Source organism: Flavobacterium sp. IB48 (assembly GCF_016405855.1).
GTDB lineage: Bacteria > Bacteroidota > Bacteroidia > Flavobacteriales > Flavobacteriaceae > Flavobacterium > Flavobacterium ginsengisoli.
In genome coordinates, this window is sequence record NZ_JAEFCA010000013.1 from 1 (window position 1) to 21,180 (window position 21,180).

General features: G+C 33.9%; 13 protein-coding genes. 3 read left to right on the top strand and 10 right to left on the bottom strand.

From position 1 onward, the window contains the following. Positions 1–327, top strand: a 327-nt coding sequence (locus JC605_RS23070) for a leucine-rich repeat protein (protein ID WP_198858432.1), incomplete at its 5' end; no start/stop codon positions are given. A gap of 263 nt (positions 328–590) precedes the next feature. Here JC605_RS23070 and JC605_RS23075 read toward each other — a convergent pair. The 7 genes from JC605_RS23075 to JC605_RS23105 form a co-directional block, all read right to left on the bottom strand. Next, positions 591–2,600 carry a cytochrome c biogenesis protein CcdA gene (locus JC605_RS23075; protein WP_198858433.1) on the bottom strand — a complete coding sequence of 670 codons (2,010 nt, stop codon included), beginning with the start codon at positions 2,598–2,600 and terminating at the stop codon, positions 591–593. Between the two features lie 203 nt (positions 2,601–2,803). Next, positions 2,804–5,593: a pitrilysin family protein gene (locus JC605_RS23080; RefSeq protein WP_198858434.1), complete on the bottom strand. Its 2,790-nt coding sequence runs from the start codon at positions 5,591–5,593 to the stop codon at positions 2,804–2,806. Positions 5,594–5,678: 85 nt separating this feature from the next. Further along, a complete protein-coding gene (locus JC605_RS23085; RefSeq protein ID WP_198858435.1) occupies positions 5,679–6,809 on the bottom strand; it encodes a TlpA disulfide reductase family protein in 1,131 nt (376 codons plus the stop codon). 81 nt (positions 6,810–6,890) lie between these two features. Beyond that, entirely contained in the window at positions 6,891–8,096 is a 1,206-nt protein-coding gene (locus JC605_RS23090; protein ID WP_198858436.1) for a TlpA disulfide reductase family protein, read from the bottom strand. 64 nt (positions 8,097–8,160) lie between these two features. Continuing rightward, positions 8,161–9,567, bottom strand: a complete 1,407-nt coding sequence (locus JC605_RS23095; protein WP_198858437.1) for a RagB/SusD family nutrient uptake outer membrane protein — start codon at positions 9,565–9,567, stop codon at positions 8,161–8,163. A gap of 17 nt (positions 9,568–9,584) precedes the next feature. Beyond that, entirely contained in the window at positions 9,585–13,154 is a 3,570-nt protein-coding gene (locus JC605_RS23100; RefSeq protein WP_198858438.1) for a SusC/RagA family TonB-linked outer membrane protein, read from the bottom strand. 228 nt (positions 13,155–13,382) lie between these two features. After that, the gene (locus tag JC605_RS23105; RefSeq protein WP_198858439.1) at positions 13,383–14,534 is read right to left on the bottom strand and encodes a FecR family protein; all 1,152 of its coding nucleotides are present in this window, start codon (positions 14,532–14,534) and stop codon (positions 13,383–13,385) included. A gap of 280 nt (positions 14,535–14,814) precedes the next feature. On the opposite strand from JC605_RS23105, the gene JC605_RS23110 reads away from it, so the two are divergent. After that, on the top strand, positions 14,815–15,426 hold the full coding sequence (locus tag JC605_RS23110; RefSeq protein ID WP_198858440.1) for an RNA polymerase sigma factor: 612 nt from the start codon (positions 14,815–14,817) through the stop codon (positions 15,424–15,426). A 43-nt stretch (positions 15,427–15,469) separates the two neighbouring features. Here the strand turns inward: JC605_RS23110 and JC605_RS23115 are convergent, their stop codons facing one another. Further along, the gene (locus JC605_RS23115) at positions 15,470–16,219 is read right to left on the bottom strand and encodes an MBL fold metallo-hydrolase (RefSeq protein WP_198858441.1); all 750 of its coding nucleotides are present in this window, start codon (positions 16,217–16,219) and stop codon (positions 15,470–15,472) included. Between the two features lie 25 nt (positions 16,220–16,244). Here JC605_RS23115 and JC605_RS23120 point away from each other — a divergent pair, with 25 nt between their 5' ends. Beyond that, complete coding sequence (locus JC605_RS23120; RefSeq protein WP_233074219.1) at positions 16,245–17,198, top strand: LysR substrate-binding domain-containing protein; 954 nt, start codon at positions 16,245–16,247, stop codon at positions 17,196–17,198. 205 nt (positions 17,199–17,403) lie between these two features. On the opposite strand, the gene JC605_RS23125 is transcribed toward JC605_RS23120, so the two are convergent. Together JC605_RS23125 and JC605_RS23130 are read right to left on the bottom strand one after the other, a co-directional pair. Next, positions 17,404–19,317 (bottom strand): sialate O-acetylesterase, encoded by a 1,914-nt coding sequence (locus JC605_RS23125; protein WP_233074220.1) that lies wholly within the window; start codon positions 19,315–19,317, stop codon positions 17,404–17,406. Between the two features lie 129 nt (positions 19,318–19,446). Then, the gene (locus JC605_RS23130; RefSeq protein WP_198858442.1) at positions 19,447–21,096 is read right to left on the bottom strand and encodes a DUF5597 domain-containing protein; all 1,650 of its coding nucleotides are present in this window, start codon (positions 21,094–21,096) and stop codon (positions 19,447–19,449) included. Positions 21,097–21,180 lie beyond the last annotated feature (84 nt).

Sequence of the window (21,180 nt, forward strand, 5' to 3'; positions counted from 1 at the left end):
GCATTAAATGAATTTACAGTAGGCCCGATTACAAGCATAGGCGGAGGATGCTTTTATGATTGCTCTTCTCTGACTTCTTTAATTCTTAATCATGTAACGTCAATTGGAACAAATGCCTTTTATAATTGTACTGGCATTAATAATATAAGTCTTCGAGCTTTAACTATCTGTGGTGATACCATAACAAACAACAATGTATTTTTTGGAATCAAATTGGGTTGTAATATAACTGTACCTGTCGCCTTACAGACCGTAAACGCAGGAGCACCAGATGGTGATTTGGTTTATGCTCAAACTTCTAGAAATGCAATTATAAATTATATATAAAAACAAACTATTCTAATTTGATGATAATTAAATCTTCTTTAGATTCCGATCCTGTGGATTCCTATTAAAGAGAAAAACTTTTTTTCTCATTACTACTAACTTACAAGAAAAAGTACTCCAAATATATAAAATGATGGTTTTGGAGCTAATACAATCTAAAGAAGTTTAGAAATAAGAAAAGCATTTTATTAAGAACTATACGATTTAAAACTTGTTTAAAAACAAAAACCTCCAAAATCAAATTGATTTTGGAGGTTTTTTATTTACTTCTTAAACTTCCCAATTCCACTCTGCAACCATCCATAATACTCCTCAATATTCGGATTATAAGCTGACGGCTCTGTCAAGTTCACACTATTATGATCTACAATTACATAAAACGGCTGCGCATTTGCTTTATAGGTTTTAATCTGTAAATCGCTCCATTTATTGCCGATTGTTTTAATCTTTTTTCCTGTTGTTTCAGAAATGTATTGTTCGGTTTCTGGAAGCTCTTTTTTATCATCAACATACAATGAAATCAAAACCACATCGTTATTTAAAACACCTAAAACTTTAGGATCTGACCAAACTAACTCTTCCATTTTTCGGCAGTTTACACAAGCATAACCTGTAAAATCTAATAAGACTGGTTTCCCGACTTTTTTAGCATATTCCATTCCTTTATTATAATCATGAAATGTAATAATATTTTGCGGGCCGTGCTCTGCTCCTTCTGGCAACGAACCTGTAGTTTTTAGTTCTGAATTGCTCGAAACTCCCAATCCGTTTGGAGATTCGCTGTATTGCATTGGTGGAGGAAATCCGCTAATTAATTTTAATGGAGCGCCCCAAAGTCCTGGAATCAGATAAATCGTAAAACTTAAAACAATCAATCCAAAACCTAATCTTCCAACTGAAATATGATTTAAAGGAGAATCATGTGGCAACGTAATTTTTCCGAATAGATAAAAAGCCAGCATTCCGAAAACAGCAATCCAAATGGCAAGGAAAACTTCTCTTTCCAACCAATGCAATTGTAAAACTAAATCGGCATTTGATAAAAATTTGAAAGCCAAAGCCAGTTCCAGAAATCCTAAAACCACTTTTACCGTATTCAGCCACCCGCCCGATTTTGGCAAAGCGTTTAACCAACCCGGAAAAGCAGCAAATAATGAAAACGGTAATGCGATTGCAATTGAAAAACCTAACATTCCGACAATTGGTGCAATTCCGCCTTTGGATGCCGCTTCAACAAGTAGTGTTCCAACAATTGGTCCTGTGCACGAAAATGATACAATCGCTAAAGCCAAAGCCATAAAGAAAATCCCAATCAGTCCTCCTCTATCGGCTTGCGAATCTACTTTGTTGGCTAATGAACTTGGCAGTACAATTTCGAAAGCTCCCAAAAACGAACAAGCAAAAACAACCAATAAAATAAAGAAAATCAGATTGAACCAAACATTGGTTGAAAGTGCGTTTAACGAATCGGCACCAAAAACTGCTGTTACGATTGAACCCAATAAAACATAAATAATTACGATTGAAATTCCGTAAATCAGGGCATTTTTAATTCCTGCCGCTTTGCTTTTACTTTGTTTGGTAAAAAAACTTACCGTCATCGGAATCATTGGAAAAACACAAGGCGTCAACAATGCGGCAAATCCAGATAAAAATGCTAAAATAAAAATCGTCAGCAATCCTCTAGATTCGGTTTTCTTTGATGAGCTGGCAATTTCTTGTTTTGATTTTTTTTCTTCTGTCTGAGAAACAGATTTTTCTTCTTTAGTTACAGAATCATTTTTTACGACTGCAGTTTCTTCGGCAGAAGCCAATTTCTTTTCTTTCGGAATTTTAAAAGTTAATTCTTCTGTAGAAGGTGGCAAGCAATTACTATCGTCGCAAACCATAAAATCGACCTCGGCAGCAACATCTGAAATATCGTCTGAAATGAATTTGATTTTTTGCGTGAAAAGTGCTTTATCTTCAAAATATTTAATTTTCATATCGAAGATTTTATCAACTGTTTCGTGTCCTTTATCTTCGGTTGTTTTTCCGATTAATTCGAATTTTTTAGGCTGATTTTTAAAAGTAAAAACCGTTGGCGAAGGCCCGCCTTCTTCGATATATTGTCCGTATAAATGCCAGCCAGATTGTATTTTCGCCTGAGCTTTTAAAATATATTCTTTATCTGAAATTTTTTCTACAGTTGTCGTCCATTTTACCGGATTATACATTTGTCCGAACATGGAAAACGAGATCAATAACAGAAATGCAATTATGGTATTTTTCATTTGTTTTTGGTTTAATTTTTTGAAAAAAAAGAGCTGTCGGCAAAACAGCTCTTTTGGTCTTTCACCGAAAATGGCTTACTAATTCAGATTCTAAAATGAAATAATGAAAGACGACTATTAAAAATTGTTGATTTTAGATTGCAGATTTTAGATTTAGCCGCAAACTTTGTCAAAGTTGAATTATCGAGACTGAATACTAAAAACTACTTCAACGGATTCCCATCTTTAGCTAGAGAACCCGATTTGATAATGATCATTTTATCCAGCTGAATGTATTTCTTAATGGCATCGTTTACTTGCTGTAAAGTTGCTTTTTCGATATCTTTTGGATATTGATCGATATAACTTGGTTCTAAACCTCTTTCGATAAAACTTAAAATCGTTCTTGCCATTCCGCTTGTGGTTGCCATTCCTACTTTAAAGCTTCCTATTAAATTGGTTTTCTTGTTTTGCAACTCGTCTGCTGTGATTCCGTTTTTTATCCATTTATCAACTTGAACCATTGTTGCATCTAGACCTTTTTGAAATAAATTCGGGTTGAAAGAAGCGTTGACAAACCAGTAGCCTCCAGTTTCTATATTTCCGCCCAAACCAGAAGAAATGTTATAAGTTAAACCGTCATTATCGCGAACTGTCTGCATTAAACGGCCTGCAAAACCTGCACCTAAAGTATAATTTCCGATATAAAACGGAATATAATCGGCATCGGCTCTTTTTAAACCTGTAAATTGTCCTATGAATAATTCTGCACTTGGTTTTTCTGGAATGGTTACTACTTCTGTTTTTGATGCTGCTTTTGTAGCTTCTTCAAATTTTAATTTTTCTGTAACTCCTCCATTCCAATTTTTGAATGATTTTTGTAATGAAGCTTTTAAGTTTGCTCCATCGGTATCTCCCACAATTACAAGTCTCATAGAAGCTGTGCCGAAATATTTTTTGTGGAAAGCTTTTACTTCGTCCAAAGTCGCGTTTTTGATATTCGCAATATTGTCCTCTACACTTAAACTGTAATTTGGATTTCCTTTTGGATAAATTGCCTGAGATAAAGCAATACTTCCTCTTTCACCAGGATCGTTCAGATCTTGCTGTGTATTTCCAATAAACTGCTGTTTAAGATTCTCGAATTCTTTTGCATCAAACAACGGATTTCTCAGTTCTTCTGCCAATAAAGTAATTACTTGATCTAAGTCTTTTTTCAAACATTTAAATCCGATATTGATTTTGAAAGTCGAAGCATTTACGTTTAATGAAACTCCTAGTTTTTGCAGTTTTTCTGAAAACTTAAATTTGTCATTCAGCGTTGTTCCTTTTGATAACATTGAAGCTGTTAGCGCTGGAATAACATCATTTTTAGTTTCGCTGGCATAATTTCCTAACGAAATACTTGCGGCAACCGTAACAAAATCTTTTGCTGAAGTTTTTACTGAAACCACATCAATTCCAGATACTTTTTCTCTTTTAAAAGCTGAAGCCGATTTTTCGATTAAACTTGATTCAGAAATTAATTCTTCTGTTGTATTTTTTACTAAAGCTGGAGCAGATGAAGACTCTTCATGAATATGTCCTTCATCTGAATGTCTGTAATAAAACGGACCATTTTCTGGCATATAATTGTTGGCTTTCGCCGAATCATTATTTTGAGCACCAGCTTGTTTCGGAATAAAATATCCTGTTGTACTTTGATCTTCAACCAAATATTTATTTGCCACACGCATAACATCAGCTGGAGTTACTTTTTTCAATCGGTCAACTCCTGTAATGTAAGCTGTCCAGTCGCCAGAAGCGATTGCTTCGTTTAATGCTGATGCAATTACGCCAGAACCATCGCGCGCTAAAATAGTCTGTGCGCTAATTTTTGCTACAACTCTATTTACTTCATCCTGAGTAACGCCTTCCTTTTGAATTTTAGCCACGACTTCACTAATTTTAGTATCGATATCTTCATGTTTTGAAGTCGTCGGAAAACCAACACTAATCGTAAAAAGTCCAACTTCTTTAAAATTAGTTGCACTTGCATAAGTATAAATTCCTAAACGAGTGTCAACAAAAGTTTTGTTTAAAATTGCTGATGGCCCAACACCAATAATCTGAGCCAAAATATTCAACGCAGGAAGATCTTCATGCAAAGCTCCAGGAATTTTATAAGCTTTGTTTACAACGCCTAATTCTCCAGGTTTTCTAACGATAATTTTACGTGCGCCATATTGTTGAGGTTCTTCTGTATAAGGCTGTGGCATAGCATTTGGCGCTTTTGTAATTTTGCCGAAATATTTTTCGATCAATTCAAAAACATTCTCTTTTTTGAAATCTCCAATAATGGTTAAAGTCGCATTATCTGGCCAATAATAGGTATTATAGAAATTTTTCAATACTTCAATAGGAGCTTTTTCTATATCCGATTTCCAACCAATTGTAGAATGATGGTATGGATGTGCAATATACGCCGAAGCCCAAATTTCTTTATCCAATAAACTGTTCGGATCATTTTCGCCACGCTCAAATTCGTTACGAACCACCGTCATTTCTGCTTCTTTATCTTCTTTTAATAATAAAGAATTACGCATTCTGTCGGCTTCGATTTGAATTGCCAGTTCTATCTTATCACTTGGCAATGTTTCAAAATAATTGGTTCGGTCGTACCAAGTTGTAGCATTTAACTGTGCTCCTGTATTTTGAAGCACATCTGTAATTGTATTTCCGTTCTTCTTATTGAAAGTCGGAGTTCCTTTAAACATTAAATGTTCTAAAAGGTGCGTTGATCCTGTATTTCCTAAAACTTCGTGTTTAGATCCAACACGATATACAATTTGTACCGTTGCAACTGGCGAAGCATTGTCTTGCAAAAGCAAAACATTCATTCCGTTTGGCTGATATAAATATTCTTCAATTCCGCCTAACTCTTTTATTTTCTTAAAGTTAACCGATTTACTTTGCGCTGAAACAAGCGCGCAGAAAGCTAATGAGCAATAGCCCAGAAAGATGTGTTTTTTCATTTTTTGTTGATTGAGATATTTAGCTTGAAGTAACTTTGTCAAAGTTTTAAACTTTGACAAAGTTGATCTTGCATTTTTAAAAAGCTTAAGATTTACTGAAAATTTCTTTTAGTTTAGATTGCAATTCAGCTTCTCTAAGATTCTTGGCAACGATTTTTCCGTCGGGTCCAATTAAGTAGTTGGTTGGAACCATTTTTACTCCGTATAAAACGGCTGCTTCATTTTGCCATCCTTTTAAATCAGAAACATGTGTCCAGGTTAAACCGTCTTTTTCGATTGCTTTTTCCCAAAGTTTCTTTTTATCATCTAGAGAAACTCCCAAAACATCAAATCCTTTATCGTGATAGGTTTTGTAAGCCACAACTACATTAGGATTTTCTTTTCGGCATGGACCGCACCAGCTTGCCCAAAAATCTACTAGAACATATTTACCTTTGTAATCTGATAATTTTACTACTTTTCCGTTAATATCAGTTTGAGAAAATTCAGGAGCTGCAACGCCAACTGCTGTTTTTTCGTTAAGATCAATCGATGCTTTTAATTTTTTTCCGTAAAATGATTTTTGAATTTCTGGAGATAAAACTGCATAATATTCTTTTACTTTTTCTGGAGTTCCGTAAGATACAATTCGATCTTCAATTACTAATGCTCCACCTAAATTGTCTTTATTTTTTCTGATGAATTTATCTGTCAAATCATCTGCGAAAGCGCCAAGATCTTTCCATTTTTTATCCATCATGGTTTGCTGTTCTGGAGTCAATTTTACTTTTCCGCCTTGTGTCAGCGAATCAGATAATTTGTAAATCGGACCAGCAACTGCTTGTATTTTTTTGAATTCGTTATCGTAATACGATTTGTAAAGTCCGTTTTGAGTAGCTCCAGTTACTTTGGCTTTAAAAACAGAATCTTTTTTGGCTTCAATCGTAATATCTTCATTATCTAAAAGAAAATAAGCTCCATATTCCTGTCCTTTAATTTTAATGGTATGAAATAAAGGTTCTCCTGTTTTTCCTGCAAAAGAAAATGCACCTTCTTTTACCTCAGCCGAATCAATGATTTTTTTCTCTCCTTTTTCGTCGGCATATTCCAGATAAACCGTTCCTTTATCTAATCCGGCAATTTTCCCGTTTATTGTATATCCTTCTTTCTTTGTGCAAGAAGTAAATGCCGTAAGCGCCAATGCCAAAAACGACGATTTTAAGATTGTACTTTTCATGTTGATATTTTTTGTTTGTTATTTTTTTAATTTTTATTCAATGTAATTCAACTTTGTCAAAGTTTAAAAACTGAGACTTAATTAAGATTTCATAAGTTCTTTCAACTTAGCTTCTAATTCTGCACCTCTCAAATTTTCTCCGATAATTACACCTTTACCGTCTACTAAATAGGTTGCTGGAATAGCTTTTACGTTAAATGATTTACTCACTTTATCGTCGTCTAGAAGATTGTGCCATTGCATATTTTCCTGTCCAAGGGCTTTTTGCCAAGCTTTTTCGTCCTTATCAATTGAAACGCTTAAAATTTCAAATCCTTTGTTTGAATATTCAGCATAAGCTGTTTTTAAATTCGGAATTTCTTTTCGGCATGGACCGCACCAAGATGCCCAAAAATCTACCAAAATATACTTTTTACCTGTTACGATATCTTTTGCATTAAATGTTTTTCCATCTTTATCTTTTAATCCGAAATTGGCAATGCTTGTTCCTACTAAAGATTTCGGATTCAAATCTTTATCTAAAATCTGTCCGTAGTAGCTTTTCTTTGCCACATCAGAAAATTGCTCGTAAATTGGCTTTTGTTCTGGAGTAAAATAACTGTATGAAGTCATCATAAAAAATGGTCCCCACCAATTTGCTTTATGTTTCGCAATAAGAGCCAATGTTGTTTTTTCGACATTTGTAAAAAAAGCTTTTTCATCTGCTTCAAATTTTTTCCAAACTGGAAGATTCTGAAGTGAATCTACCGCTTTTGTATTTTTATCGCGTCTTGCCGCACCGATTAATTTGCTCAATTCATCTGAATCTTTGGTGTGATACGCTTTATAGTCTTTATCAAGCTGATCTTTATAAACAATTTCTTTTGCATAAAAATCATGTGATTTAGAGCCCGTAATAACTACATCTTTAAAAGTTATCCACTCTCCTTCTTTATCTGAAACCGTACCAGCTGCCGATATTTTTATTTTTGCATTTTCGACCATTACAGAAATATTTCCTTTGTTTTTACCAAAGACAACATAGAAAAAACGTGGCTCATTTAATTTTCCTGAAAAAGTAAATTTACCGTCTTTAAGCGTTGTTTCAGCAACTGGCAGTTCAGAAGTATGTGTTCCCCCTGGTATTAATTTTACAGCTGTTCCATCGATTAACCCTGTAACATTTCCTTCAATAGAATAAGACGTTGCTGCAGGAGAAGCTGTTTTTTTCTTTTGTGCCTGACCATTGTTTGAAATCATAAACAAACAGATGCACAATCCTAATATTTTATATTTAATTGTATTCATTTTTGATTGATATTTTAAGAAAAGCTTCCTTTTCGGAGTTCCTAATCAGGAAGCTTTACAGTTATTATTTGTCTACGTTTTGCGTTATTGTTCCGTTTCCTGGATTATTTATTGCTCCTTGCGGGAACGGAGATGTCCATAAATGAGAGTCTGAAGAAAGTGTATATGTTTTACCTCCAACCACTTTTGTGAAACTAACTTTGTAAACTCCTTCTGCATTTAAACGGCGTGCGTCTGCATATGGAATAAGCGTCATGATTAGTTCGTTGTTTTTCGTTCTGTAAATGGCATTCAGAGCTGTTGTTTTATCAGTAGTTGAAATATCTTGATAAGAAGCTGGAAGAATACGTGTTTTACGAACGGTATTTAAAACGGTTAATGCATCTGCAATTTGTCCTGCACGTGCTAGACATTCTGCTTTTATTAAATATACTTCTACTGTTGTGATTCCTCCAAAATTGAAAGCTCCGGTCAAAGTTCTTCTATATGAAGTCTCAGCACCTACTGTTCTAATTTTCCATCGAGAAATAAATCTTGCATCGCCCGTTTCAAAACGCTGTGCACGTTCTACTGGAATGTCAAATTCTGCTCCTAAATTTGAAGAACTTCCGTGACGAAATGTGTAATTTTCTACATAATTGAATCCCATTGGAGACGGAGTTGTAGTGTACGAATTCGGAACATCGATCACTGCTTTATTGGCATTGTAATATCCAATCCAATCGTATAATTTATTGTTTTCTGCTAATGCTAAATCGGCATTTTTTAAAGCTTCTGTATAATTATTCATCTGCAGATTTACTCTTGCATTGAAAGCATAACCAGCGCCTAAATTTGGGTGCAGCGCCGTCTGAGAAACTTTTGGCAGATAAGGCAGCGCATCTTTAATATCATTTAAAATAAAATCATATAATTCCTGAATGGTTACCTGTTTGCTTGGCGCATTAATATTAGCACTCGTAATTAACGGAACTGATAATTTTGTCGATGCTGTTGAAGCCACATACGTATCTGCGTAAAAATTTACCAGATTAAAATAATTCATGGCACGCAACAATTTTGCTTGAGCCCAAACAACTCTTTGCTCCTGTTCTGTTGCTTTTGTTGCTGTTAAAGCATTTTCGATTATTAAATTAAAAGTCGAAATTCCTTGATAGCCTCCATAGTAAGTTCCTTCATCTGATGGTTTCAATTCGATACGATTTGCATTTTCATCCCACATATAATTTGCATTATACAATCTATTGCTCGATAAAGTTGCTGCGTTTACAAATTGGTCGTTTAATACGTGCAAAGCAGGTAAAACATCTACTCTTTGGTTGGTGTATTCGTCTCTTAAAAAAGCTTCAAAATCTGCCAAAGTGGTTGGTGTTTTTGATCCTTTTGGAATATCGTCCAAATAATTTTCGCAAGATGCCAAAGTCAATCCTAAAGCCAATAGGCACACTGCCTTTTTATATATATTTTTCATCGTCTAGTCTTTAAAAATTAAAAGTTAACATTTACACCAAAAACAAAACTTGGAGATTGGAAACCATTCAATAAGAATTTGGCATCTCTGCTTTTTGCTGCAGTAAACACATTTTCGGCATTTAGATTAAAACGCACTCCGTCTAATTTTACTCTCTTCATCAATTCTTTTGGCATTTGGTAAGCCAATGAAACGTTGCTTAATCTAATGTTTGAAGCGTCTAGAATGTTAATGTCTGCGTATGAATAAATAGTTTGTGAATCTGAACTGAAATCGGGTTCATACTCATAAACAACTCTTGGAACATTTGTAAATGCTTCGTCTCCTGGCTGCTGCCAACGATCTCTAATATGATTGTTTACAACCGTAATATCTGTTACATAACCACCCATTGCGCCATTGTAGTTGTTGTTGAGCATTGGCAAGAATGTATTTTTAATTTTATGGCCTAACTCATATACAAAAAGTGCCGAAAGCGAGAAGTTTTTGTAATTGGCAGAAGTATGAAACGAACCGCTGTGAATAGGTACTGTTGAGCCAAAATCTTTAATAGCATCGACCTGACCCGGATTGTATTTTACAGCTGTTCCGTTTGCGTCATAAACCTGTGGCAATCCTGTGCTGCTTAGTCCTGCCCATTGGTAACCATAAATTGAGTTAAAACTTGTTCCTACTCTTGGAAAAGCTTGTGCTTGATCTAACTGTAAATAATAAACCGGTGCTTTTACGTTTATAAAATCTACTTTATTTTTATTATTAGCATACAAAATAGCAGCATCCCATGAGAATGAAGGTGTTTTTACGATTGTTCCTCTCAAAGTTACCTCGATTCCTTTATTTGTCATTCCTCCGTTGTTGATGGTATAAGTAGAATAGCCCCATCCTTCTGTTGGAATTCCTTGGCTGCTTGCTAATAAATCTTCTCCTTTTTTGTTATAAAGGTCTAAGCTTCCGTTTAATCTGCTTTTGAACAATGAAAAATCCAAACCAATGTTGGTTGTTGTTGTTTTTTCCCAAGATAATTCTGGATTTGGTCTAGATCTTACTGTTCCTTGAGTTCCTCCAACATTTGAATTAGAGTTGTAATACGCTGTTAAATAAGGCGCTGTATCTTTAGCAACATTTCCTAAAATACCATAAGAAGCACGTACTTTAAGCGCATCTACCCACGAAACTTTAAAGAAAGATTCTTTATCAATATTCCATCCCGCACCTGCAGACCAAGTTGGTTTGTTTTGATATTTACTGTCTGTTCCCCAAAGATTAGAACGATCCATACGTATACTTCCAGAAACGGTGTATCTTCCGTCATATGTATATCCTCCTGTTGAGTAAACAGATACAAAACGGTTTAGCATTTCTTTTTCTAATGAAAAATCGTCTTGAATCATGTAGCCTCCAAAAACTCCTCCGTATACTTTAAGCAAATCTGCCTGATTTATTGGAGCAAAACCTAAAGTCTGCGAGTCATAACCATAACGTGTATTATTGCTAAATTCTAATTTTGTATGACGAATTTCCATACCTGCAATGGCAGAAAAATCATGTTTTTCATTAAAAGTCTGATTGAAATTTAACTGCTGACGGAAATTATAAGCGTTTGTAAACTGATTGGTTTCTTTTATAATATCGCCATAAGGAAGATTGTAAACCGCTTTATTGTTTACAATAGTAACCAATTCGTTTACTCTCTTTCTTACGTAATAAGAATCCTTTTCATTAAGCTGTTCTGCACGATCTGAACCATATTCGTATTGGAACATCGCATTGTACGTAAAGGCTTTGCTGAATTTAACGTTAAACTTTGCGTACGTTCTGTTTAGGAAGTTTTTATTTTCAACCAGATTTCTTCCAAATTCATCCATTGGCGTAATATCCATATTGTACAGTCCGTAATTCTGCATAGACTGAAGCGTAAAATTATTGTAGCGAGATGCAGCAGTCGAAACAAAATTAGTTCCATCGTTATTTACCAGTTGATTGTACGGCTGAAATTTAAACCCAGGCAATGATGCAAGATAACTTTGCGTATCGCCAGTTCCGTAGTTTAAATAAGTTCCTAAATCTAAAGATAGCCAGCTGTTAATTTGAGTAGAGTTTTTCAAATTGATTCCTACTGACTGGTTTTCAGAATATCGATCTTCAAGCTGATTGTCTTTGTAAGTAATCGATGCATTAAAAGTATTGTTTTCTGTAGCTTTACCTAAACTAAGGTTGTGCTGTATAAAATACTGATCACGTTTTGCATATTTTGCAATATCGTCATAATACTTATATCCTTGTGCGCCAAGAGTATTCAAACGCCTATTCATTTCTGTCATAGAAATTTTGCCTGCGTAACCATTTAATAAAGTATTCATTCCTAAACTTGTAAATGCAGCATTATTTAATAATGATTGCGCATAAGTTCCAGCATTTGCACTTTGTAAATTTGGGTTTCCTGCCGCCCAACCTTTTTCTAAACCAATAATATCAGCAGAATCGGTAAGGTTTCCGGTATAATTTCTATAAGGTGTAACGGTTAAATTGCTTGAAAACGAGATATTTGTTTTTCCAGCTTTTGCTTTTTTGGTTGTAATAACGACAACTCCATTTGCTGCACGAGAACCATAAATAGAAGCCGCCGCTGCATCTTTTAAAACTGTAATTGTTTCAATATCTTCTAAATTCAGATTCGGCACATTTTCTTCTATAGTGGCATAAGGCGTTAGTTTTGTACTTTCTACAGGAAATCCGTCAATAACATACAAAGGATAAACGACACCTCGCATAGTTGTTGTACCACGAATTTTACCATCCTGATATCCAACAATACGTCCTTCCAAGATTTTATCCATACTGCTCAAACGCTGCTCCTGAAACTCTTTTGCTTTTAAATTGGAGAAAGAACCTGTTATTTTTTCAGCAGAAATATTCTGATATCCAGTCGTTAAAACCAAACCTTCTAATTCCTGCACGTCTTCTTTTAAAACAACATTGATAACGCTTCTTCCTTCAACTTTTATTTCTTGTCTTACATATCCTAAATAAGAATAAGCCAAAGTAGTTTCGCTGCTTACTGCAATAATTTGATATTCTCCATTAAAATCGGTATTTACACCTCTTCCAGAACCATTATCTGCAACTGCTGCACCTACCAAAGGCATTCCTTTTGCATCTGTTACTCTACCTTTTACGATAAAATCTGCAACAGGTTTTTTCTCCTCGGTTTTTTCGGGAGCGATTTTTCTAGGCGTCAAGACAATATGGTTTCCAGACACCTTAAAATCGGTACTTGTATTATTAAAAATTTTATTTAATATAACTTCGATTGAAGCTTCGTATGCATTTACGTCGATTACTCTGTTTAAATCTACAGATCTTACATTGTAAACAAATCTATAATCTGTAGTATATTCAAGCCTTTCAATTACTTTGGCAACGGTCATGTTGCTGGCATTAAAAGAAATCTTGCTTTTTTGAGAATAAGTGGTTCCGGCGTGCATTACTGTTAAGGCAGTTAGCAGAAATAATGTGGTCAATTTCATTTTCAAATCAAATTTCAAAAAAGGCTTATCAAACCTGATTCTGTTCAAGAGTTTTTTCATACTTTTAAAATGTTTTTTAATGTTGGTTGGTTAATTAACTGACCGCATATACTCTACCGGGAAATGTTGGCGCATTTTCCGGTTTTTTTATAACGATCCTTTTCATTTTGGATTTTTGTTACATAGGCCTCTTTATTTTAGATTTTAGATTCTTGATTTTAGATTTCTCAATCTCGCTTCTTATATTTTTTGTCTTTCTTCTTTGATCTTTCTTCTTTTTCTCGCTCTCTATTTAATCGTTATTTTGTCTTGGTCAATGTTGTAATCAATTGCATAACTGTCGCTGAAATATTTCAAGACCACCTCAATTGGCTCATTATCAAAACGGGCATTGAAAATTTCTTTTCCGAGTGTTCTATTTTTATTGATGAAAGTCACATTATATTGACGTTCTAACTTTTTGATAATATCATCAAAAGATGCATTTTTAAAAACCAGACTTCCTTTTACCCAATCAGTATAATAGTCTGTATTAACCTGTTCGATATTTATTACCTTCTGTCCTTTTTGAGTTGATCCTTTAAAACCTGGCGTTAAATAAACCTGATTTTGACTTGTTTTTTGATCTTTATAAAGTGAGACTTTGCCTTCGACCAATACAACATTTGTACTGCTATTATTGCTATATGAGTCTACATTGAACTTAGTTCCTAAAACCTCAACATTGACTTCTTGTGCATTTACCGTAAACGGATGATTTTTGTCTTTGCTAACTTCAAAATACGCTTCGCCGGTTAAATACACTTGTCTGTTTTTATTTTTGACAAATTGAACTGGATATTTAAATGAAGTTCCTGAATTTAAATGCACCAAAGTTCCGTCTGATAATTGTACATCGAATTTTTTTCCGTACGGGATTTTCAGAGTGTTGTAAACCAACTCTCCATTAGCGAAAGCTTTATTATAAACCAGTTTGTTTTTCTCTTGTTTTCCAATAATATTTCCATCTTTATCCGTAACATTTTTCTCTTTTGAAGTATCAATGTTTTCAGATGCTCCGTTACCAAATTGTAAAACAATTTCGTCAACTCTCGGTACAATAACATTTTGTTTAACTTGTTCTGAGCTAGAATTTTTATAGAAATAAAATCCTCCCAAAGCCACAATTAAAACCGCTGCATATTTATAATATGATGAAAATCTTCGTTTATAAAAAACATTATTTTCCTTATTGATTCGTTCCGAAAGCTGTTTTCTAACTTCAGTCGAATCAAAAGTGTTCAAAGCAGTATCAATTGCATAATTGGTTTGCACAAAATCCTTAAATACAATTTGATTCTCTTCTTCTTTTAACCACTCTGTGAGCTGCTCAATCTCTTCTTGAGAAGCTTGATTTGTGATAAATTTAACAATTAGTCTCTCTGACTTTTTTACTGTCATTTTAGTCGTTTTTAATATTATTACGAAGCCAAAAAACAAAACCCTAACAATTTGATAAAGTTTTTTTCATTTTACTGATTTTTTTATTTTTCACAAGTCTTTTCTCTCAATAAAACTCGATTAATTTGATAGATTTTATAAGGTAAAAGATTTATATTTGCATTTTTATTCCTTTTTTATTTGTAATAATTTTCGAATAGAAAGGCAAAAAAGAGGGCGTTTTGAGCAAATTCAATTCACTTTTTGACCTCAAAAACTATTAATTTATATATTTGTTTTTATGAAGATGGATGATTACAGCGATAATACTATTCTAATTGAGTCTCTACAAAATGGAGATGAAAGCGCTTACACGTATCTTATCGACACTTATCATCATAAACTTTGTGTATATGCTAACAGCTTGGTTAAGAATGTTTACAGCGCAGAAGATATTGTGCAAAATGTTTTTATTAAAGTTTGGGAACAGCGTACAAGATTAAAAGTAGACCATTCTTTAAAAAGCTTTCTTTATAAACTGGTTTATAATGAGTTTATCGATTTATACCGAAAAAACCAGTCTTTATTTTCTTTAGAAAAATCGTATTATGATGCCTTAAACGGAATTGTTCAGGAAGAAGATTCGGAATCTTTTCAAAGGGTTTTGAATGCTGTGAATAAAGAAATTCAAAACCTGCCTCCAAAATGTAAAGAAGTTTTTATTTTAAGCAAAAAAGAGGGTCTGACCAATATAGAAATTGCAGAACATTTGGATGTTTCCATCAAAACGGTTGAAGCGCAGATTACCAAAGCATTTTCAATTCTGCGTACTTCTTTAGAAGAAAAAGTAAAAAGTGTTTTGTTTCTTCTATTTTCTGCTAAAAAAAAATTCAGACTAAATAATTTAATCTGAATTTTCCTTTTATTGTTTTAAAGCTGAAATTGATTGTAAAGCTTTAGGATACGTATTTCATTTTTTCTTCGATAAATTCTAGAATTGGCTCTTTCATATCGTGATAAAAAAGCACTTTCCAGTTTTCATCTTTTGCTTGCTGTTCCCATTTTTTACGAGATTCTCTAGCGCGTTTTCCGTCAAAATCAGTTTTATAGGCAACATGCATTGACCAATATATTTTTTGCGGTAAATCGTCGGCTCCATAAAAAACAATTTCGTCATCGGCTTTGATCCAAAAAACTTGATGAAATTGGGTATGCCCAGCCGAAACTTCATAGAAAATTTCGTCGGTAATTTGTCCGCTGTCAGCATTTAATAATTCCACATTTGGAAGTTTTTCTAGCTGATTCAATATTTCAGGAACATAAGACGGATTATTGATTTGTTCTAAAGCAAAATCTATTTCGCGTTTTTGAATATAAATCGTTGCATTTGGAAAATTCTGAATCAGATTTCCATTTTCAAAATAACCAATTCCTTCAATATGATCTTTATGCAAATGCGAAACCAAAACTTTTGTTATCTGTTGAGGTTCGATATTGTTTTTTCGTAAAATTTCATAAATAAAAGGAATGCCATTATTTACAAATCCTAATCCGAAATCTAATAAAATAACATCATTATCGGTGATAACAACAAAAGGCTGAATGGCCATTTTTAAACCTGGATCGTTTGATCCCTCTGACAAAAGTTTAAATTCTTTTTTAGAATTGGCAACATAATTTCCTTCTTGTAATGCTATAATTTCCATTTTGTTTCTGCTTTAATTTTGCAACATGACAAAGTTCTTAAGAATTTCTATATTTGTAAAACCTTATTTTTCGATAAAATCAATCGATAAAACCGATTTAGAAATGGAACTTCGCCAGCTTAAATATTTTCTGAAAGCAAAAGAATTACTGAATTTTACTGAAGCTGCTTCGGCGCTTTTCATCAGTCAAAGTACATTATCGCAACAAATAAAACAGTTGGAAGATGAATTGCAGGTTCCTCTTTTTAACCGAATCGGAAAACGAATAACTTTGACAGAAGCTGGAGATTTGTTTGCCGTTTATGCGCAGCAATCGGTCAATAAAGCTTCTGACGGATTGGAATTATTAAAAGATTTAAATAAACTCGAAACTGGAAAAGTGGCAATTGGCGTAACGTATGCGCTACGTCATGTGGTTACAAAAGCACTGATTTTATTTAGTTCTGAATATCCAAAAATACAATTCGAAATTATCTTTGGAACTTCGCAAGAACTCATTCAAAAACTAAATCATTTTCAGCTTGATGTTATTCTGACTTTTGAAGAAATTGCTTCTGAAGCACATTTTAAATATCTGGAATTGTTTACATCGCCAATGGCTTTGGTTACAGCATCAGAGACGCCTTTGACCTATAAAAAAAGTATTTCTCTAGATGAGGTAAGTTCCTTGCCGCTTGCGCTTCCGTCGAGTGGTTTCAGTACCACACAATTTATCAATAAAGCTTTTGAAAAAAGTAGTTTACACCCAAAAGTTACGATTGAAATAAATGATATTCCCACTTTGCTCGAACTGATTAAAACGGGAAAATGGCATACTATTTTGACCAAAACCACTATTGAAGACGAGAAAGATTTGTACGCAATTCCTATACAAGGCAAAAATATGACACGAACTGCGATGCTTATTTCTTTAAAAGAAGTATATGAGAAAAAAGCGGTTACGGCGTTTTTGAAAATGCTCGTAGAAAATTTGAAGTAATTTTTAAACATCAGTATTTTACTGCAGGTCCCAGCGGGACGAAATATTTATAGAAACAATTATGTCGCTCCTCTGGAGCTTTTGCCAACTGTGGATCAATTAATCTATAAATATTTCATTCCTCCGGAATTTGTCCTGAGAAAAAATTGTTTACGGCAAACTTTGTCAAAGTTTAAAACTTTGACAAAGTTCTCGTATCTATAGTTTATTTCAACTCTGCTTCAAAAGGCGAAGCTGGCAAGTCTTCTTTATTGTATAAATTAGCTTCAGAAGGATTATCTGCCCAAGCATAACGAACTTTTACAGGATTTGCAACCGAGTCATTCCAAACTACGATTTTATCACCTTCGAAAATTGCTTTTGCCCAAACAAACTTTCCGTCTGTTCCTGAAATGGCAAATTCTTTTAAATCGTTTCCTTTTTTAATCATAAAACCTGTTCCAATATCTGAGAAGCTTAAAATCAGTTTATTCCCATTTTGCTTCATAGATTGAAAAATCGGACCTGAGGCAGTTAAGTTTTTTTCTCCATAAACCAATTTTCTAGCTTGCAATGACAATCTTTTTCCAACATCATATTTGTCTAAAGGATGAATATCGTTCCATTCGCCTAAATTTATTGTTATGGCCAATCCTGTATTTGGAACTTTTAGCGTATTTAATTGCTGTTGTCTTAAGGTAGCCCAACTGCTTTCTGTTGGTTCTGTTTTTGACTCCATAAAATTTGGAAGCTGCACCAATAAAAATGGCAATTTTTCCTGTTTCAATTGCGTACGCCAATTTTCAATTAAGGTTTCCATTAAAGCTCCATATTCCAAAGACTTTTTGGTATTAGCTTCTCCTTGATACCATAAAACGCCTTTTATTGGGTAATTTTTCAAAGGTGCAATCATCGCATTGTAAAGCCCAACAGGTTTCCAGCGAACGAAAGTCTGTCCAGGAAGTGGTTCCATTTTTGAGCCTAATTTGTATTTCCAAGTTCCTTTTACATCAATAGTTTTATCTCCAACAATCAGCTCATATGGTTTATCGGTTACAAAACCTCCTCTCCCTGAATTATTGATAACGCGAACTGTAATTTCATTTTTTCCTTCTTTTAAAATAGCAGCATTAAAAGAATAAATTCTTGGCGGATATTGGTACGAAGTTGTTCCAACGAAACGTCCGTTTACAAAAACGGAATCGGCATCAACAATTCGTCCTAAAATTAATTTTGCCTGATTTTCATTTACTTTTTCTAGTATAAACTCTTTCTTAAACCAAACCGAACCGTTTGTTTTTCCGAGTTCTCCGTCAGCCCAATAACCCGGAATTTGCATTTCGTTCCAATCTGAAGTCTCTGCAGAATTTGCCCATTTATTTTTAACACCAATGTCGGTATTGTTTAATAATTTGTACCATTCTGAACTGACTTTACGATCGTTTTCATCTATTTGTTTTTCGAGTTTTCCGTCTTTGAATTTTAAATATTCTTGATAATATTCGGGAAACTTTTTAATGCCTTCTTCACTAATCCATGATTCGGCAGGAGAACCGCCCAAAGCGCTATTGATTAATCCAATTGGAATTTTATACTTTTCGTATATTTCTAAAGCAAAGAAATATCCAACTCCTGTAAACTGTAAAACATTAATTGGATTTGCTTCAACCCAAGAACCAGATGAAAAATCGTTTCTTTCTTTTTCGAAATAATATTCATCAGGAACTAAAAACTGACGAATATTAGTATTGGCAGATTTTGCAATTTCTTCTTTGTATTTGTCTTTCAAACGATCCATTGGAAGTTCCATGTTCGATTGTCCAGAGCACAGCCAAACATCTCCAAAAAGAATGTTTTTTAAAACAATTGTATTGGATGCTTTTAAAGTCATTTCATACGGTCCGCCTGCTTTTTGAGAAGGAATCTGAATGGTCCATTTTCCGTCTTGAGCTGTTGTGGCTTTGTATGTTTTACGATTAAATTCGAGTTCGACTTTTTCGTTTGGCGACGCCCAGCCCCAAATATTGACTTTTGTATCGCGCTGCAATATCATTCCGTCACTTATCAATCGCGGAAGTTTTATTTGCGCATTAATCGCAAAACTTAAAAGGACTGCTAGTAATGTTATTTTGCTTTTCATTTGATATCTTTTTTTTGCCACAGATTAAAAAGATTAACATAGATTAATTTTAAAAAAAATCCTTTTAATCCTTTTAATCTGTGGCTAATATAATTAGTGGAAATTCGTGAAATTCGCGGCGAAAAAAAACTATTCGTAACTATATAATTTTATTTTTTGAATTTCGAAATCTCCAACTGAGATTCTTAAATGTCTTCCTTGATGCGTTTGATCTCCGTTGAAATGTCTTATGGTTCTCCAAACTTCATTTTCGAATTTACCAAAATCTGTTTTTAGAATTCCAGCATTTACATTTTCTTTTAAAGGTTTAAAAGTTACCACAATTCCTGAACCTGAAATATAAAATTCATCTTTAGCGATTTCTATAATTATAGCGCTTGACATTGGCCATGTTTCAGCTTTTGCTCCATCAGACCAATTTAAGGTATAATCATGTTTGAAAGTGAATTCGTAATCGCCCATTTTTATGATTTGCGTATTATTTTCTTTGTCTAATAAAACACCATCGATTTTTCCTTGTCCTTTGTATTTTTCAATTGTCGGAGTTAATTGTTGCACCAAATCGTAGATTTTACCTAGAGGTTCTTTTTTTGCATCGGCTACAGATTCTATTGAAAATGGAGAAAATCCCATTGCTTCATAATGTCCGATAGCATATAATCCTTTAAATGGAGCTGTTTCATCAAAACGATGCTCTGGAATAAAAAGTGGATCTCCTTGACGTGTAAACAAATCGTTCCATTGTTTGAATGACGGATTGTAGAAATCTGGCGCTAAAAAATCTATTGAATTTCCAGCGGCTTTCCAAACGTCCATAATATGAGGCAATGGTCCTGCACTTGGATATTGTCCTGGCTTTTTTTCTGGTGCATTTAGAGCAGCATTAACAAACATCGGAATTGGATAAGCATCTTTTCCTGCTTTGGCAACGATATTGGTAAATTTAGAAAAATACCAAGCCATGAAAATTTCGTCTGTATGCAGTCCTTTTCCAAAAACTTCTTCCCAGTTTCCTTTGGTTTTGAATCCGTTTTTCTTCCAGATTTCTAAAAATTCTGGAACTAGTTTTTGCTTGTTTTTTTCTAAATATTTGATCAATTCATCTGGAACTGGTTTCTGAAATGCAGCATTCGCTAAAGTATGATAATCACGAGCTGTTGGCAACATTCCGATTTCGTTTTCAACCTGAATCATGATTACGGTTTGGTCTTTTTGATCGAAATCTTTAATATGAGCCATCAGTTTTTTAAAAGCATTCAAATCGGCTTGAAGATTATTTTCGCTAAAAGGCGTCAAAATTTCATGGCTTTTATTTTTATCGTCTTTAACTCTTGGATATTTTTTTTGGTTAAGTTTTATCCATTCTGGAGCGTGGCTTGACATACTGTTTTTCCATGATCCGAACCAAAGGAAAACGAGTTTTAAGTTTTCTTTTCTTGCACGGCGAATTAAGTCATCTACTAACTGAAAATCAAATTTACCTTCTTGCGGTTCTATCAATTCCCAATAAATAGGTGTTAAAACCGTGTTGAGGTTCATATCTGTCAATTTAGACCAAATGGGTTCCATGCTTTCCATACTTGTTGCAGAGGAATTTCCTAATTCTCCGCCTCGTATTAAGAATGGTTTTTGGTTTACAATTAATTGTGTTTTGTTTCCTGTTTTTTGAAGATGTGGTATGTTTTGACTAAAACCAAATTGTATTGTCAAGAATGCAATGAGAAACAATTTGCCTTTTGTAAAAACTCTTACTCGATTTGTTTTACGATTGAAAGCCATTTTGATTTGTTTTTTTGCTCTGATAAATCTTGAGCGATAAAAGTTAAGAAAATAAACAATCCATAGTGCAGACCTTTTTCAGAC

Coding starts and splice junctions, on each gene's coding strand:
- JC605_RS23090 (WP_198858436.1), bottom strand. CDS start 8,096: ATGAATACAATTAAATATAAAATATTAGGATTGTGCATCTGTTTGTTT.
- JC605_RS23125 (WP_233074220.1), bottom strand. CDS start 19,317: ATGAAAAGCAAAATAACATTACTAGCAGTCCTTTTAAGTTTTGCGATT.
- JC605_RS23130 (WP_198858442.1), bottom strand. CDS start 21,096: ATGGCTTTCAATCGTAAAACAAATCGAGTAAGAGTTTTTACAAAAGGC.
- JC605_RS23100 (WP_198858438.1), bottom strand. CDS start 13,154: ATGAAAAAACTCTTGAACAGAATCAGGTTTGATAAGCCTTTTTTGAAA.
- JC605_RS23115 (WP_198858441.1), bottom strand. CDS start 16,219: ATGGAAATTATAGCATTACAAGAAGGAAATTATGTTGCCAATTCTAAA.
- JC605_RS23120 (WP_233074219.1), top strand. CDS start 16,245: ATGACAAAGTTCTTAAGAATTTCTATATTTGTAAAACCTTATTTTTCG.
- JC605_RS23095 (WP_198858437.1), bottom strand. CDS start 9,567: ATGAAAAATATATATAAAAAGGCAGTGTGCCTATTGGCTTTAGGATTG.
- JC605_RS23075 (WP_198858433.1), bottom strand. CDS start 2,600: ATGAAAAATACCATAATTGCATTTCTGTTATTGATCTCGTTTTCCATG.
- JC605_RS23085 (WP_198858435.1), bottom strand. CDS start 6,809: ATGAAAAGTACAATCTTAAAATCGTCGTTTTTGGCATTGGCGCTTACG.
- JC605_RS23080 (WP_198858434.1), bottom strand. CDS start 5,593: ATGAAAAAACACATCTTTCTGGGCTATTGCTCATTAGCTTTCTGCGCG.
- JC605_RS23105 (WP_198858439.1), bottom strand. CDS start 14,534: ATGACAGTAAAAAAGTCAGAGAGACTAATTGTTAAATTTATCACAAAT.
- JC605_RS23110 (WP_198858440.1), top strand. CDS start 14,815: ATGAAGATGGATGATTACAGCGATAATACTATTCTAATTGAGTCTCTA.